Source organism: Paenibacillus doosanensis, from assembly GCF_025060755.1.
GTDB lineage: Bacteria > Bacillota > Bacilli > Paenibacillales > NBRC-103111 > Paenibacillus_S > Paenibacillus_S doosanensis.
In genome coordinates this window covers 50622-66815 of the sequence record NZ_JANYUY010000043.1, presented here as the reverse complement: position 1 = coordinate 66815, position 16194 = coordinate 50622, and the positions used below count along the sequence as shown (strand labels likewise).

Here is a 16194-nt window from a genome sequence, read left to right as displayed (position 1 = left end):
GGGAAAGTCCAGTCCCTTTTGCAATTTTCAAGGTGCGATTTACTGGAAATCGAAAAGTTTGCGGCCAGTTCCCATGGGAACTGGAAATCGGCTTAAAACTTGGTTCTAGAAATACTATACGAGGAGGAGAAGCTATGGATTCGGAAGAGATTCAACGGCTTGAAGATCAATTCGACCGGGAGCTTACCGAGGGCGAGGCCGCCGAAATTAAAAATACGCCTGTGGTGAACCATGCGGAAGAGCACTCGGACACCGACTGGAGTCTTGACAAAAACTTGACCCTTGGTTCGATCGCAAGGCAGAACGGCCGTATTTGACGGAGGAAGACGATAGAAGCGTGAAAAAAGAGCGACGGAGGTATCGCGATGCCCAATGAACGGATTGAGATAGAAACCGACGGCAACCCCGAAACGATCTATGAGGATACGAAATCCCACGAACGCATCGGCTTCAGGGCCGATGACACTACTAAACTTCGCAATTACGGCAAGCCGAATGAGAAACTGGACGGCGTACCTATCGAGTAAACAACAAAAAAACAGACTGGCCTCCTTGCGAAAGGCCAGTCTGCATTCGGATTATTCCTCCACTTGAAAGATGGAGTCGACGACAATCGGCAAATTGTCTCTTAAGGCGCTGGCGCCGAGGACCGACCGGGCATGAATGCCCCGTTCGCCGAAGACGTCCAGCATCAGATCGGAAAAACCGTTCAATACTTTATGCGGCTCTTCGAAATCGGGATGCGCGTTAACAAAGCCTTGAACCTTCACGACGCGCTTCACCTTATCGAGGGAACCGAGCGCCGACTTGACTACCGCCAGCACCTCGATCCCGGTGTTTCTCGCGAAGCGATACCCTTCTTCTGTAGAGAACTCCGCTCCAACCTTCCCTTTCGGATTGCCCGAAGGACCTTTCCCGGACACGAACATCAGTCCGTTAACGATAACATAATTGGCGTACTTGGCCGCAGGCTCGCTCGCCTCGGGAAGTACGATTTGCAGCTCATGCAATCTGCTTTCTATCGACATCGTCATACCGCTCCTCCCCCATAAGTATCGGACAGACTCATAACTTAGTAGTAATTATAGAGGGATGACGGGCGATGTCAACTAATTTTTCACATTGTATGCGTTCTCTTTTGCAAGCCGCAGCTTGTTGACTTGCCGGACTCAAACCGAACTCGGTTCTTGAAGCGCCTCTTTGTCTGCCGCTTTCTTTTGGAACAAAATGCCTTTGTCCTTGAAGCTGATGAAGAATACGACGGACACGACCGCAGCTACGGCCGCCGGATACATCCAGAAGCTTTGCCATTGTCTTAAAGCCTCAGCCCCTTGAGCCGTTACCGTATGATTGAACAAATATCCGGTGAGCGATGAAGCGAACAGCAGGCCCAAACCGTTGGAGATCATAAATTTCAAGCTTTGCGCTTGCGCTTTTATCGTAATATCCGCTTTGTTGTCCACATAAATGTCTCCGGCCGTAAAGAAGAAGTCCCAGCATATTCCCTGCAAAGCGAGCGCAATGACGATGACGATCATTCCGGTGTCGTTCACCGCAAACGAGAACAGCAGACAACGAGCGATCCAGGTCAGCGCTCCCCACAGAATAATCCGCTTAAACCCGAATTTTAATAGGAAGAACGAGAGCAGGAACATGAAAATAACTTCCGTCGCAATCCCGATCTGCATGATCGTCGCGGCGTTCTTAAAGCCCAGCGCCCCCAGAAATACCGGCAAATACGCGCTGTACGCCGTCTTCGGAATCATCAGAAAAATGGTGCAAGCCATGAAGATGGAGAAGTTTTTGTCCTTGAACAGCGACAGCGCGTCCAGACAAAGCAGATCGCGGACGAGGAACTTCTTCCCTTTGCCCGCCGCCGGCGTGTTAGGCAGCGTGAAGCAGTACAAGCCCAGCACGATAGCCGACACGGCTGCGATCTTGAAGGTCATGATGCTACCGGAAAAGCCGAGCTGGCCCAGCAAAAATCCGATGATCATAAAGCCGAACGTACCGAACACGCGAATTAAAGGGAAGGTCTTCGCCCCGTTAATATGCCGGAAGCTGATGCTGTTGGATAGACCCGTAGTAGGATAAAACAGAATGGCTACGACAAAAATAAGGATCAGAAACGTCGTCGAATGCCCGGCTGCGATCTGGGCCGGAATCGTAAGAAGAACGCATGCATTCAATATGTGAAGGATACCCATAATTTTTTGCGATGCGATGAATCTGTCGGCGATCATTCCGATGAACAGCGGAGACAAGATGGTAGCTATGCCGAGCAAAGCGTACGTGGTGCCGATGATGGACGACAGCCCGAATGTGCTTAATACAAGCCCCAAGGTCATGTTCCATGCCCCTTGAACGAAATATTGAAGAAACATCATGACCAGCAGTCTTGGAACGACGATTGTTTTCATACTCACATTCTCCTCATCAAATGAACTTGATTAATCCGTCATAGGCGATTTCGATACGGTAAGGCTCGAACAGCTCCACCAATTCATCGTGCATAAGTCCCATATTATGCGATAAATGCGATAAGACCAGCTGACTCGATGCGTCGTGCATACCGTCTTTGATCAGCCTTTGTTGCGTCTCCAAAACGGTTTCGATGCTCATATGATTATTGGAACGAGGATTATTAGTATAGCCATAAGTGCATTCCAAAATCGTCAAATCGATGCGCCGGCCGGCCAGCCACTCCCAGGTGGACTCAGGGAACCAGCCGGAATCGTGCCCGTACAGCAGCGTTTTTCCGTCCTTCTCGATAAAATAGAGCAGGCACATCTCCCATTCGGCATGATTGGCCAATAAAGGAGTGACTTTCGCGGAGCCCGCACACTCCGTGACGAACGGAATCAGCCGCGTAAATGCGAAACGCTCCTTACTGTAACCGGGCAGTACGTCCCGGCAGCCGCCGATCGCCAGATCGTTGCCGTACACGCGCAGCGGATGCTCGATGCGATGCCCGTAGCCTTCCATTCTGCTGAATAAGTCACCGACATTGAAATGATCGGGGTGAGTATGGGTGAACAGCAGATCGGTAATCCGGGTCGCATCCGCTTGATCCCGCATCATTTGCCAGCTGAATTCGGGCGCCAGATCGATTTGCATCGTATCGTCGACGATAACGGCCGAGCGGGTTCGTATATCTTTCCCTTTCGCCGCTCTCGCCTTCTCGCAAACGCCGCACCGGCAAAACGGATTCGGCACGCCTTCCGAAGCGGCGGACCCTAAGAAATGAACTTTCATCATGCATGTCTCCTTTGTCTAAAACACCAGTATGCGGGACTTAGGACCAGTCCCTCTCGTTGTCGTTACTGAACGTCCGTCGATTCCATTTTGGCAGCGTCGGTCGAATGCTTCGCTTGAAGAAACCGGCTGCATTTGGCAAGCAAAAACGTGATCATCACGGAAAAAATCACGATGCCGTAATACCCGGCTCCGATGCCGATGCCTGCTCCTCCGGAGAAAAAAATCATCGCGGCCGAGGTCAGCCCCTTCACCTTCTCGCCGTCCTTCAATATAACGCCGGCCCCGATAAAGCCAAGTCCGGATACGATTTGCGCAGTCAAGCGCAGCGGATCTGCCGTAGACTGCTGCCCCGGGATGTTGTAAGTGTGTGCCGTGTATATGGATACAATTGTAATTAACGTGCAGGCTACGCAAGTATATGTGTATGTTTTTAAACCCGCAGGTTTATGGTTATACGATCGGTCCCAACCGATAAACAGGCCCAGCACGGCGCTAACCGTGATCTTAACGTACATCTGCAGATCTCCAACAGCCTGGCTGATCATTAATGAGTCCATAGAATGATGTTCGTCTCTCCTTTCTCTTTGAAGTCGCCTTTCCGCCATTAACCAATAGAGTCCATTCATTCTTCTTTGACAACGCTTACTACAATAGGATTGTATCACAATATTGGAACGTGTCAATAATTATTTTGGCGTTATATTTCATAAAACACTTAAAATTCGCGTCGATTCTATGATAAAAGCGGAAATATCCCATTTTGTAGATTGGAACGTTTCAATAATTTCCTGTTTATTCCGGCCGTGTGGATTCTCGCTTCAAGACCTTATATAATAAAGATAATTTGCTGCATAATAAATGGAGGCAAAAACGACAATGCCCACAATTAAAGATATCGCCAAAGCGGCGGGAGTTTCTCACGGAACGGTGTCCAACGTTTTGAACGGCCGCGGAAACGTAAGTTTGGAGAAAATCAAACTGGTCGAAGAAGCGGCCAAAAAAATGGGCTACCAAATTCATGCCCAAGCCAAATCATTGCGCGAAGGCAGCACGACCACCGTTTCGGTCATCCTGCCGAATATTGCGCTTGAACAATATAACAAGCTTTACCTGGCCGTCTATCATTGCTTCCGGCAGGCCGGATACCACACAAGCCTGTACTTGACCCAGGATCAACAGGAAATCGAGCTTTCGATCCTGCAGAGCATCGCCGCTAACCGCGACTGCGCCGTCATCGCGGTATCCTGTCTCCCCGACGCCCGGAGCTATTACGACGCGCTCGGCGCCGATGCGGATAATATCTTCTTCGTATACCGCCGATTGGATCATTCCAACCAGTTCGCAAGCTTCGATTTCGCCCAAGCGGGACAAGCGATAGCGCGCAAAATCGCCGAAAAAAACCATCCCAGCATCGGACTGTTCACCGATTCTGCGGAATATTCGTGCACGGTGCAGTTCAAGGACGCCTTGCTGCACGGAGTCGCCCATTTGAATCCAAGATTCCGTCACGTCGCCTCCTCTCATTCGACCGCTTACTCCCATGCCTTCGATTTCTTCTCCGAAGAACGATTCGACTGCATCGTAACGACCGATATGGAGCGGGCCCGGTATATTAAAAACGCCCATTATTTAGGCAATACAGGATCTTGTCCCGCTATTTACAGCTTGGCGGACTCCGAGTTTCTGGCAGAGGATGGGATCGTCAAATATCATTTGAACTATCAATTGCTGGGCAAGGAAATTGCCGAGCATATCGTACAACGGACGGCTGCGGGCCAAGACCTTCCTCCTGTCTCGCCTATAATGGTTCAAGACCGCGGATTTTTGTTTGAGGATGCGGCTCACTCTCCTTCGCCGTCCGATACGACCTTGAACATTTTGACGATACCGAGCCCGACCACGGAAGCCTTAAGGAAGCTGCTGCCCCATTTCAAAAAAACGACGGGCATTGAATTCAGACTGGCCGTCTATTCGTTCGAAGAGATTTACGATATTTTGCTCGATATCGATAATCACCGGCATTACGATATTATCCGGGTCGATCTGGCCGGCTTATCCTGGGTTGCCCGGCAGGCTCTAAAGCCTTTGCCCCCCGAACTGACGGAGCTGCTCGCTTATTATCCGCGGCAGCTCGCAGACCGCTATTCCTATGTGGACGACACGCCTTACGCCGTTCCTTTCGATCCGAGCGTTCAGCTGCTTTTTTACAGAAAAGATTTATTTGAGGATACGAAAATACGGAGAATGTTTTACGAAAGGTACAAGCTGGAGCTTAACCCGCCGAATACCTTTCACGAATTCAATTTGATATCCGAATTTTTCTCCTCCATCCGAACCCAGCAGGCTCCGCATTTCTTCGGTTCGGCTGTCACAACGGGCAATGCGGAAATTATCGCCTCGGAGTTTCTGCTAAGGTACTATGCCGAAGGCGGCTCGTTGATCCAGGCCGATCATAAGCTGGCTTTGTCGGGCGAGATGGCGGTAAAAGCTTTGCAGAGCTACATGGACCATTTGTCCATCGCCAAAGAGCTGCACGCCAAATGGTGGGACGAATCCATTTCCTTATTCGAACGCGGCGATTTGGCCATGCTGATCGTCTATATGAATTTATTTTCTCATGTGGCGCATAGTCCTATAGCTCCCCTAATCGGTTTCTCGCAGGTGCCGGGGCATTCTCCGCTGCTTGGCGGAGGATCGCTCGGAGTTTCCAGGCATAGCCAAAAAGACCGCGAAGCGGCGGCCTTCTTTAAGTGGTTCTACCATAACGAAATCGCCGAGCAAATCGCCTTGTTAGGCGGCAGCTCCGTCCATAACGTCATTTACGGCAACCAAAATATTATGGAGCAGTACCCTTGGCTCAAATTCGCCAAAGATTTGGATGACCAGGGCATCCGCGAGTCCTCGTTCGGGCCGGGTCATAATCTCAATTTGCGTAAAGTGGAAAAAATTATCGGCCTCGGCGTCAGAAATGTCATCAACCGAATGATGGGGCATGAAGAAGCCATCGAATATATTAATTCGAGGCTGGCCGGAGAAATGTTCGAATAACGTCTTGGAACGAATCAAGGCCGATTCAGGCTGTCAGCCTGCTTCATTCTGCCGCCTCTGACATGCCCAAGCACCAGAACCGTGAACAGCGCGGCCAGCAAAATGCACAGCATGTAAGGCAGCCCCTTGTACATGGAATACAAGCTCGTTCCGACGATCGGTCCGATGACGGAGCCGACGCCTTGGGCGGAAGCAACGAACGACGCGACGCCGGATTGCTCTCGTTCCTCTACGGCCAGCGACGCCGCAGCGGCATACCCCGGCATCGTGAAGCCGATGCCGAGCCCGAACAAGGCGAACGCGAGCAAATAAGACGCGGGATAAAGAAGGAAGAACAGGAAGCCGAGCGCGAGAAACGGCAGTCCGAGCTTTAACAAGCCGGCGGGCTTGCGGTTCATATAACGGCTGATGATCAGCTGCGCCAGGACGACGATGACGCCGCCCAGCGTCAGGCCGATGCCGACCATTTGGGCGGCCTGCTTCGTATTGACGGCCAGATTGTCCTGCATATAAAAGCCCGCCGTCACCTGAAAAATGATCATGACCGTAGACAGCAGCAGCCCGACGGATAAATATAAGCGGACGCGAGGGTCCAGAGGCGACAGGCGGCTCGCCCGTTTCGCCCCTCCGGCCGATCGTTCGGCGGGAATAACAAGCCAGAAAGCGGCCGTAATGAGCACAATCAGCGCGGCTGAAACGTACATCGGGGCCGTCAAGCCGACGGATGCGAGCCCTGCTCCCATGGCGGGACCGAGCACGAAGCCGAGCCCGTTGGCCGCGCCGAACAAAGCCATCCCCGACGTGCGATTATCCGCCGTCGTCCATTCCATCAAATAACCTTGAGCCATCGCCGGCACGGCGCCGAAGCAAAAGCCCGCTATCGCCCTGAGCCCGAATAACCCCCAATACAGCCCCAAAGAAGCCGACTTCGCGGATTGAGCTTGGTCCGCCATATAAGCAAATAGAAACACGGTGACCGTATAGGCCAGCAAAGAGAAGGCCATGACCCGTTTGCGGTTGAGCTGCGGCTTCCTTCCCCAGACGAAGCTTCCGAGTATCCAGCAGATGCCCGTAACCGTCACCAGACTGCCGGTTTGGATTTCGCTCATCCCCATGTTTCTGGACAATGGCCCGAGTATCGGGTTGAATGTGGCGATAGATATCATCGCGAACAATACGGTTAAAAAAATCATGATGAATTTTTGCTTCAAATCGATCTACTCCTCTCGCCGGATCAGCGCTTGATATGATCATCATTATCATGCAAAGCTTGCGGCGCCGCTACCTGCCGGGGGAGCTTTCCTGCCTGTAGAAGGAGAAAAGATCGAATGGACTAAAAAAGCTTCCGTACCTTAAGAAATCGGGTTACGGAAGCTATGTTTTTGCAGCCTATTTTTTCTATAGTCGTTCGGGGTGCAGCCGTACTGCTTGCGGAAGGCGGCCGTAAATTTGCTCATATTGCTGTAGCCGACCGCAACAGCCGCCTCGCTCACGTTCAAATGCTCCGATTCCGGCAAGGAGACTCCGGCCGGCTGCAGGCTGCGGGGCTCCCCCGAAAGCTGGATGCGGACGAAATAAGCTTCAGAGCATCTCGTCACCTTTGGGGGATTTGTTCCTTGCAGGCTCTTACCGGAAACGGTACATGACCGAATCCTGAACGGGCCTGTACCCGATCTGCGAATAAATGTGATTGGAGGTCGGGTTGGCCAGATCCGTGTACAGACTGCAGAAGGAATAGCCTTGCTCCAGGAGCAGCCCGCTCAAAGCGGCTACGCAAGAGGATGCATAACCCCTCCTCCGGTATTGCGGCGGCGTATAGACATAGCTCAAGACGATGCCGCGCTTGGTCGGTCTGGCCGACTTCGCCATACTGACCGGCTCCCCGTCGTGCCACAGATGCAGCGAGCCGTCGCGAATAAATTCCAGCGCCTTATTCGAAGCTTCCTCCGGCCGGATTCGTTCGCCGATGGATTCGACGAATTCCTGAATCCATCCGGCTACAAGCTCATGCTCCTTCATCGTCGCCGCCTTCAGCCGCCCCGGGCAATAAGCCGGCGGCACGACCCGGTCGAGCCGGTAGATGCGCTGATTCATCTTGAGCACCGGCTCATACCGGTGAAGCCGGGCCCACTCCTCGGCGAATAACTTCGCCGCCTCCGGAGGCCCCACGACTCCGGGCACATCCAGCCCGCGTTCAAACAGATCAGCTGCGGCGGTCAGGACCGCTTCCCGCCACCGCTCCCCATCGGCGTACAGAACGGCGTTCTTATCGTTCAGCAGCACGACAAGCGCCAAGCCGTGATCGTCTTCCACGGCCAACAGATGCGTAGCGGGGCTTCCCGCCGCCATCCCCAGGTTCTCCCGCTTCACCAGCATGTGCAGCAGACCGAGCAGCAAATTGTTCACGGCTTCATTGTTTTCCAGAAACGATTCGACCCGCCGCAGAAACGCCTCCGGCTTCTCGCCATACCAAAGCTTCATTCCGCCTTCCTCCTCCGTCTCTCCCCCGATGTCCCAACTCCAAGCAAGCGCCATTATAAGGGAATTTGCACTATGGTATCACAAGGCGGCGAGGGCGGCAATCCCCTTTCGTAACCAAGCGTTCGGCAGGAGCATCGGCCCCTTTAAGAGCCGAACAACTTTGCTTTTTAAACAAAGTGTACTATAATTTTCTATGTCTTTTCTTGTCGGAAGCCCGTATGAAGGGCTAGTAAAGGAGTTTTTGACCATGAATACGCAAACGCAATTTCGGGTGCTCGTAGCAACGGCCGTCGAAGCGGAGAAAGAGGCGGTACTGCGCGGACTCGGCAACGACCCCAGATTCGATGTGATCGCCGCGGGCGTCGGGCCGGTGGCGGCCGCCGTAGGCGCTACGAAGGCGCTGGCCGCGGCCCCGTACGGCCTCGTCGTTATCGCCGGGATCGCCGGCGGCTTCGCGGAGCAGGCCGCGATCGGCTCGCTCGTCGTCGCCAGCGAGATCATCGCCGCCGACCTCGGAGCCGAGACGCCGGACGGCTTCTGCAGCCTGGACGAGCTCGGCTTCGGCTCGGCACGCATCGCGGTCGACCTGGCGCGCGCCGAACGGCTGGCCGAGGCGCTGGCCGCAGCGGGTCTCTCCGCCCGGCTCGGCCCGGTGCTGACGCTGTCCACCGTGACGGGCACGGCGGAGACGTCCGCCGCGCTGGCCAAGCGGGTGCCGGGCGCCGCCGCCGAAGCGATGGAAGGCTTCGGCATCGCCGCAGCCGCATTGTACCGCGGCGTGCCGGTGCTGGAGCTGCGCGCCGTCTCGAACGCGGTCGGTCCGCGCGACCGCGCCGCCTGGCGCATCGGCGATGCGCTGCAAGCCCTGCAATCCGCCAGCAAAGTACTTCAGGAGGTATTATAATGAATATCGCATTTTCGCCTTGTCCCAACGACACGTTCGTCTTTCATGCATGGGTGCACGGGCTTCTGCCGGATGCACCGCAGCTTCAAGTGACTTATGCCGATATCGATATAACGAACCATCTCGCCGCCGAACGCCAAGGCCCCGAGGTGCTCAAAATTTCGTACGCGGCGCTGCCATGGGTATTGTCCGACTACGCGCTGCTCCCGTGCGGAGGCGCTTTGGGCCGCGGCTGCGGGCCGCTGGTTCTCACTTCGGGCCGCTTGACGACGACAAGCGACCCGTCCGTGCTGAGCGGACGCCGCGTAGCGGTGCCGAGCGAGCGCTCCACCGCTTATTTGCTGTTCCGGCTCTGGGCCGCCAAGAACGTTCCCGGCGGCGTCGGCGAGATCGTCGTCATGCCGTTCCATGAGATTATGCCGGCCGTACGCGACGGGCAGATCGACGCCGGGCTCGTCATTCACGAAGCCCGCTTCACCTATCCGTCCTACGGGCTTACGCTGCTTGCCGATATGGGCAGCTGGTGGGAAAGCGACACCGGACTGCCGATCCCGCTCGGCGCCATTATCGCCCGCCGATCGATGGATATCGCTTCCTTGGCCAAGTGGACCCGCCAATCCGTCGAATACGCGTGGGCCCACCCGGAAGCGTCCCGCGACTATATTATGAGCCATGCCCAGGAGCTCGCTCCCGAGGTCGCTCAGGCGCATATCGACTTATACGTCAACAAGTTTACGGCCGATCTCGGCGAGGACGGCTATGCGGCGATTACGTCGCTGCTGCACCGGGCCGCGCAGGAAGGCCTCGTTCCCGAGTTCGACCTTGCCCTGCTTCGTTCCTAATTGCCCCGTTCGCTTGACGGCCAGCAATCCCGTTAAGACCGCGCGGAAAAAGGCGCATTTCCCGTTTCACCGGGAGATGCGCCTTTTCCGCTATTTTCCTTACGCCTGCTCGCCGCCCCTCTCGAAGCGCCGCACTCCCCTCATGCGATCAAAGCGCCGAAAGGCGCATGAAGCCATCCTCCCCGCCGGAGAATGGCCTTCATGATTTCGAGTTATTCGCTTAAATGAAACGGCAATGTGGCGACGACAATATCTTTTTCCCGCAATAATCTGGAACGGATGCGGTAAGCGGATTGGTTATGCAGCAGCCGATGCCACCAGCGCTTCGGAACGAACTCCGGCAGCAGCACCATAATCGTCTGCTTCTCCTGCACATGCGCATCGATGCGGGCGATGAAATCGACCAAGGGCTTGATCAGCGTCCGGTAGCGCGATTTGAAGATGACGAGCCGCACTCCCGGGTTCCACTGCTCCCATTTTTCCTCCATCCGGTCTTCGTCCTCGTCCGAGTAAGACACATAGAATGCGATCACATTGGGCGACAGCGTCTTCGCATAGGAGATGGTCGAGGCCACGACCCGGTGAATGCCCGCGATAGGAACGATGATGATCGATTCTTTATGCGGCAGCGGTTCTCCCAGATCGAAGCGCAGTTGTTTGGCCACATCTTCATAGTGCTCGTAAATTTGGGTAATAAACCACAGCAGCACAGGAGTAAGCACGATCACGATCCAGGCGCCTTGGGCAAATTTGGTCACGCAAAAAATAATCAGCACCGCGAAGGAGACGATAGCGCCGAGCCCGTTGATCGCCAGCTTCCCCTGCCAGCCCTTCTGCTTCTCGCGCAGCCATTTGCGAACGAGCCCGCTTTGCGCCAGCGTAAACGAAAGAAATACTCCGATCGCGTACAGCGGAATCAGCGCATCGGTCTTTCCCTTGAAGATGATCAGCAGCAGACTGGCCAGCACGCCCAGAGTGACGATGCCGAAATGAAACGATAAGCGGTCCCCGCGGTTGGCGAACATTCTCGGAAAATTTTTATCGACAGCCATAATGGAGGCCAATATCGGAAAACCGTTGAAGCTGGTGTTGGCCGCCAACGTCAAAATCATCATCGTCGCGATTTGCGTGGCGTAATACATCCATCCGCGGCCGAAAGCATGCTCCGTGACCATCGACAGAACGGAAGTATGCCCCTTCGGGTCGGGAGCGATGCCGTAAGCGATCGTTAGAACGGTAATCCCGCCAAATATAATGGCCAGCAGCGTGCCGAGCGATACGAGCGTTCGTTTGGCATTCGCCTGGGACGGCGTTTTGAAATGCGGCACCGCATCGGAGATCGCCTCGATGCCCGTCACCGCCGAACAGCCTGACGAGAACGCCTTAAGCAGTACGAACAGCGTTAAGCCCGCCGGCATCGATGTAGGAATCAGCTGGGATTCCCTGACATGCTCGGAGCCGGTAATAAGATCAAAGGCGCCTTTTCCGATCAGCACCAGTACGCACAGAATAAAGAAATACGTCGGGAAAGCGAACACCGTGCCGGATTCGGAAGTTCCCCGCAAGTTGAGCCAGACCATAATCCAGACAAGGAGCAGCGCGATCGGCACGATATATGGGATAGTGACCGGAAAAGCGGAGGTGATCGCCTGAACGCCGGCCGATACGGATACCGCCACCGTTAACGTATAATCGATTAACAACGACACGCCCGTCAGCCGCCCGAACGGGACCCCGAGATTTTCCTTCGACACCATATAGGCCCCGCCCCCGCCGGGATATGCGTCGATCACTTGACGATAGCTGACGACCAGCAGCGTGATCAGGATGATGATTCCGACGGCAATGGGCAGCGAATACGCAAAAGCTGCGGCTCCGAACACGGCCAAGGCAAGCAGAATTTGCTCGGTGCCGTAGGCTACGGAGGATAGCGCGTCGGAAGAAAGAATCGGCAGCGCTTTCCATACCGGCATTTTCTCCTGCTCCAGCTCATTGGATTTGAGCGGTCGTCCAAATACGATTCTCTTGATAGAATCCGATGTCATGATTACACCCTCAATTTGGCTGAAAGTTCATCTTCAAGAAAAATAAGGCGTTCTTACTATGCCCAAAAACAAAAAAATACACAAGGATAAACGCCTGTGCATTTTTCCTTCCCAGAAGCGCCTACGAGGTTAGCTGGCGGGTTAGAGCGTGAGAAGAGCGCTCTTCCATCGTCGAACGATAGATTCACCCCAAAATCGGTTGGTTCCCCCGTTTTTCCTAAGAAAACTCAGCGTTAAATTTTTTTCATGAATCGTATGATACTTCTTTTATTTCCTTAAGTAAATGAATTGAAACTGCCGAATTGCGCGATTATAAGTCAAAAAATCTGACAGCCTGCCGCCAGCTTCATTGACATGGATCATCGCATGAATTTTCTTGAGCAATCGCCGATTTGGAATCGCGACTTGACATTTCCTTTTTCCGACAGGGGATTCGGCGAAAAAAAGAAGCATGATAGGGTCCGTTAAGGACGCTATCGATGCTTCCGGGTTCAAGTATATCATATATTTACATTTTATGTAATTTCGGCATCGTTTACGGAGAAGTTGTCGTCTCGGTCTTCACGGCCGGAGCCGACAGGTCGAATGTTTTATTCTCGTTAACGACGATGTTCTGGAACGCACCGTTATTGCTGACCCAACCGCTTGCCAAGAGGGACGCCGTTCCGGTATTCACTTCCACCGTGCCCATATAGACGCGTTCGTTGCACTGTTTGTGATTACCGAAATTAATATGGTACAGCCCTGTCGCATGGCCTGGTAAGCTCGCGGCTTTCCCCGGGACCAGCGTCGAACCGATATCGCGGTAAGACGAGCCCTCTTCTTTGAATTCGCTGCCGTCCTGCTGATACAAATGCAGCGTAATTTGCGCAGGCGATGCGGAAGTGTTGGACAGCTGCAGCGCGAAGTCCATATTTTGTTCGGTGCTGCAGAAATTGTTCATAGGAATGGAAAAGGCCATCTCGCTGGGCAGCGCAAGCTGCTGACGCTCGCTCGCCGAAGGTTCTACCGCCGCAGCAGGCAGCAGGAACATAAGGCTGAGAGCTATCGCAGGCATAACGGCCGCCTTCAGTTTGTTCTTCATTGCAAATCTCCTTTAGTCATATGATGTTTATACTCTTTACTGTAAAGGAGCCTGCGTCCGTTGTCCAGTCCTGCCGGTCCCATAACGGGATTTGCAAGCGCTGTCTGATGCCTGCGTTAATGGCTGCCGGGCAGTAAAGGCTGCTTCGGCAAGCTGTCGAAATCCGGAACGTCGATCAAGTACAAATTCCCGTATCCGGTCATATCGCTCGTAAACAGCACCTGCTTGCCGTCGGGGCTGAACCGCGGATGCACATGCAGTTTCTGCGCTTGAAAGCTGCCGCGATGCCTGCACAAAATACGCGGACCTTCCAGGACGCCCTGATTGTTTTTCCACAGGCAGATCGTATCCTGGAATTGATCTCCGTGATAGGCGCTCGTCTGCTGCCCGTCCCCTACGATCAGCGAAGCGTCGTTGGAGTGTACGTGCATGTTTTGGAACGGGAAGGCGCTTTCGACCTTGTCCGTATTATCGTATTTGGTCGAGCCGATAAACTTGCCGTCCTTATTGCTGAGCGATTCGGTATATCCGTGATAGCCGATCGTCACTCCGTCCGCATGCCAATATTCATGCCCTACGAAGACGTTATCCTCCGATGGGCGGATTTTCCAATATTCGCCGGTCTCGATATTCAGGCACCAAATGCGGTGGTCGACCAAATCCCACGGGCCTTCGTGACAGAAGCTGAGCAGATGCGGCTGCGTCGGCGACGTGTTGACGTGCCCGATCCAGACTTTATCTTCATGGATAATCTGCGATTCACCGCCGGCAGCGGGAATTTTGACGATTTTGCAATGAGGCTTGGCCCTCGCGGTCTCTTCGAAGCCGATATATCCGGCGCCGAGCGAAGTCGGAATCCGGTCCGACAAATCTTCTTTGATGCAGGTGCATACCCATGCCCCGTCGGCGGTACAGCTCAGATTGCCGAGATTGAATCCATCCGGCGCCGTATACAGCACCTTCTCTTCGAGCGTCGTCAGATGGATGGAGAGCAGCTGCTTGTCTTTCGTAAAATACGCTTCCGTGCCGTTCGGATTAATAAAGGCGTTTTGCAGCCCGACGGCCGTCCCGGCGGGAAAATCGGTCAATTGGGTAATCTCTCCGTTCGTCAAATCCAAACTGTACAAATTCGTGGCATTGAGCCGGTCCGACCCGAACAGCAGCTTCGTGCCGTTGTCGTACCAGCCGTCATTCGTAAAGTAAAGATGGAAGCTGTGCGCCATATAATTCGTCAGCTGTTTCATCGGAAGCCCTGTAATCAGATCCTTGGTCTCCCGCCATTCTGCAGGCCATGTTTTCCCTTTTCCGTTAGAACTCATCGTGCCACCCCATTCATTAGTCTGATCTTGCTACAACCAGATTATAGGATCGTCTCTTTTCGGACAACGCCACTTTTTTGTTTCGGTGCCCGGAGGGGATTGCACTTTCTTTCTTCTTTTGGACTTTTTTGATTTGACCGGATTGCGTGCGGCCTAAGTGCCGGAATCGGCTTCTGCGGAAGCGGTATACGAAAAAACCGCGCCTTCGCGCGGTTCGAAATCATTGCAGCTGCTATAACGTTCGCTTTAGAAAAAGCGATACCGGATTTGTAAAATCAAATTTTTCAGCAGGTCTTCGCCTTTGCCGAGCAGAGTCGTTTCTTTATTGATTTTGTCTATGAGCCCTTGTCCGGATAAGGTCGGCACTCCGGCGGTCACCCGCTTCACCAGATGGTCTCCGACCGAGTTCAGCCCGTAATCCCCGGTAAAGATCGTATCGATACCGACCTGGCTGCTGAGCTTGACCAGCGTCTGACTATAGCGGCCGTGCGGCAGGCAGAGCATCGACAGCGTGTTGCCGAGCTGCTCGCGCAGCGCGTTCTCGGCTTGGGACAAGTCCGCTTTCACCCTCGTCTCGTATTCCTCCTGCGTCTCCATCCGCTGCTCGCCTTCCAGCCAGATCCGATTCGTCAGCGGAGATACCTGCTTGCCCTTCTCGTTGACGTTGAAGCCGTGAGAATCGTATGTATGGGAATAAAAGCTGAAACCATCCTTATGCATTAGTTTAATTTCATCCCACGTTAGAAACGGAGTCTCGGCCTCGCGGTCGCCGACCGAACGGACGATCAGGAAGTTCGTCGCCGTCATCCCCTGCTGCTTCAGCTCCGGATAAGCGTACCGGTAATACGACTCATACCCGTCGTCGAAGGTGATAACCACCGCATTGGGCGGAACCGGCGTGCCTTCGTTAATGAACCGGACCAGCTCTTCTGCGGAAATCACTTCATAATGGCTGGCCGTAAGCGCCAGCAAGTGCTCGCGGAACCGCTCCGGCGAGATCGTATATTCGGATTCCACGGGATCGATGTGGTGATACGTCAGCACGGCGACCTGATTCCGAAAATGATCGTCGCCCGAGCCGCTGCGATTCAATAAGAAAAAAGCGCAAATCACGATAATAAGTCCGATAACAATAATCCGCTTGTACATAATCGCTCCTTTGATATGCTGCAATATTTAAAATAATAGCAGATATACTCGAAGGAGGAAACTT

At 53.8% G+C, this 16194-nt stretch carries 16 protein-coding genes and 1 riboswitch; of the genes, 5 read left to right on the top strand and 11 right to left on the bottom strand.

The genetic code is table 11. From position 1 onward, the window contains the following. Together N0M98_RS24765 and N0M98_RS24760 are read left to right on the top strand one after the other, a co-directional pair. Positions 1-317: hypothetical protein (locus N0M98_RS24765; RefSeq protein WP_259619482.1), on the top strand; the 317-nt coding region annotated here is incomplete at its 5' end. Positions 318-365: 48 nt separating this feature from the next. Then, positions 366-527, top strand: coding sequence for a hypothetical protein (locus tag N0M98_RS24760; protein WP_249863113.1), 162 nt, complete (start codon positions 366-368; stop codon positions 525-527). Positions 528-578: 51 nt separating this feature from the next. Here N0M98_RS24760 and N0M98_RS24755 read toward each other — a convergent pair whose 3' ends face one another. From N0M98_RS24755 to N0M98_RS24740, 4 genes are all read right to left on the bottom strand, one after another. Further along, positions 579-1034, bottom strand: coding sequence for a RidA family protein (locus N0M98_RS24755; protein ID WP_259619481.1), 456 nt, complete (start codon positions 1032-1034; stop codon positions 579-581). A gap of 135 nt (positions 1035-1169) precedes the next feature. Then, positions 1170-2420, bottom strand: a complete 1251-nt coding sequence (locus tag N0M98_RS24750) for an MFS transporter (RefSeq protein WP_259619480.1) — start codon at positions 2418-2420, stop codon at positions 1170-1172. A 16-nt stretch (positions 2421-2436) separates the two neighbouring features. Next, complete coding sequence (locus N0M98_RS24745; RefSeq protein WP_259619479.1) at positions 2437-3258, bottom strand: MBL fold metallo-hydrolase; 822 nt, start codon at positions 3256-3258, stop codon at positions 2437-2439. A 62-nt stretch (positions 3259-3320) separates the two neighbouring features. Next, entirely contained in the window at positions 3321-3815 is a 495-nt protein-coding gene (locus tag N0M98_RS24740) for an MgtC/SapB family protein (RefSeq protein WP_375295551.1), read from the bottom strand. A 319-nt stretch (positions 3816-4134) separates the two neighbouring features. On the opposite strand from N0M98_RS24740, the gene N0M98_RS24735 reads away from it, so the two are divergent. Then, a complete protein-coding gene (locus N0M98_RS24735) occupies positions 4135-6306 on the top strand; it encodes an extracellular solute-binding protein (RefSeq protein WP_259619478.1) in 2172 nt (723 codons plus the stop codon). Positions 6307-6320: 14 nt separating this feature from the next. On the opposite strand, the gene N0M98_RS24730 is transcribed toward N0M98_RS24735, so the two are convergent. The 3 genes from N0M98_RS24730 to N0M98_RS24720 all read right to left on the bottom strand — a co-directional run bounded on the left by N0M98_RS24730 (position 6321) and on the right by N0M98_RS24720 (position 8787). Beyond that, positions 6321-7517, bottom strand: a complete 1197-nt coding sequence (locus N0M98_RS24730) for an MFS transporter (protein ID WP_259619477.1) — start codon at positions 7515-7517, stop codon at positions 6321-6323. Between the two features lie 141 nt (positions 7518-7658). Beyond that, positions 7659-7904, bottom strand: coding sequence for a helix-turn-helix domain-containing protein (locus N0M98_RS24725; RefSeq protein WP_259619476.1), 246 nt, complete (start codon positions 7902-7904; stop codon positions 7659-7661). A gap of 28 nt (positions 7905-7932) precedes the next feature. Continuing rightward, the gene (locus tag N0M98_RS24720; RefSeq protein ID WP_259619475.1) at positions 7933-8787 is read right to left on the bottom strand and encodes a GNAT family N-acetyltransferase; all 855 of its coding nucleotides are present in this window, start codon (positions 8785-8787) and stop codon (positions 7933-7935) included. A gap of 247 nt (positions 8788-9034) precedes the next feature. Here N0M98_RS24720 and N0M98_RS24715 point away from each other — a divergent pair, with 247 nt between their 5' ends. Beyond that, complete coding sequence (locus N0M98_RS24715; protein WP_259619474.1) at positions 9035-9691, top strand: futalosine hydrolase; 657 nt, start codon at positions 9035-9037, stop codon at positions 9689-9691. Next, entirely contained in the window at positions 9691-10533 is an 843-nt protein-coding gene (locus tag N0M98_RS24710) for a 1,4-dihydroxy-6-naphtoate synthase (protein ID WP_249863103.1), read from the top strand. The genes N0M98_RS24715 and N0M98_RS24710 overlap by 1 nt, the downstream gene beginning before the upstream one ends. Before the next feature lie 212 nt (positions 10534-10745). Here the strand turns inward: N0M98_RS24710 and kimA are convergent, their stop codons facing one another. The 4 genes from kimA to N0M98_RS24690 all read right to left on the bottom strand — a co-directional run bounded on the left by kimA (position 10746) and on the right by N0M98_RS24690 (position 16130). Continuing rightward, the gene (gene kimA, locus N0M98_RS24705; protein ID WP_249863102.1) at positions 10746-12578 is read right to left on the bottom strand and encodes a potassium transporter KimA; all 1833 of its coding nucleotides are present in this window, start codon (positions 12576-12578) and stop codon (positions 10746-10748) included. A 103-nt stretch (positions 12579-12681) separates the two neighbouring features. After that, positions 12682-12821, bottom strand: a riboswitch (cyclic di-AMP (ydaO/yuaA leader). A gap of 292 nt (positions 12822-13113) precedes the next feature. Beyond that, entirely contained in the window at positions 13114-13662 is a 549-nt protein-coding gene (locus N0M98_RS24700) for a hypothetical protein (protein WP_249863101.1), read from the bottom strand. Positions 13663-13778: 116 nt separating this feature from the next. Continuing rightward, a complete protein-coding gene (locus tag N0M98_RS24695; protein ID WP_249863100.1) occupies positions 13779-14981 on the bottom strand; it encodes an oligogalacturonate lyase family protein in 1203 nt (400 codons plus the stop codon). A gap of 246 nt (positions 14982-15227) precedes the next feature. Next, positions 15228-16130, bottom strand: coding sequence for a polysaccharide deacetylase family protein (locus tag N0M98_RS24690; protein WP_249863099.1), 903 nt, complete (start codon positions 16128-16130; stop codon positions 15228-15230). Between the last annotated feature and the right edge of the window lie 64 nt (positions 16131-16194).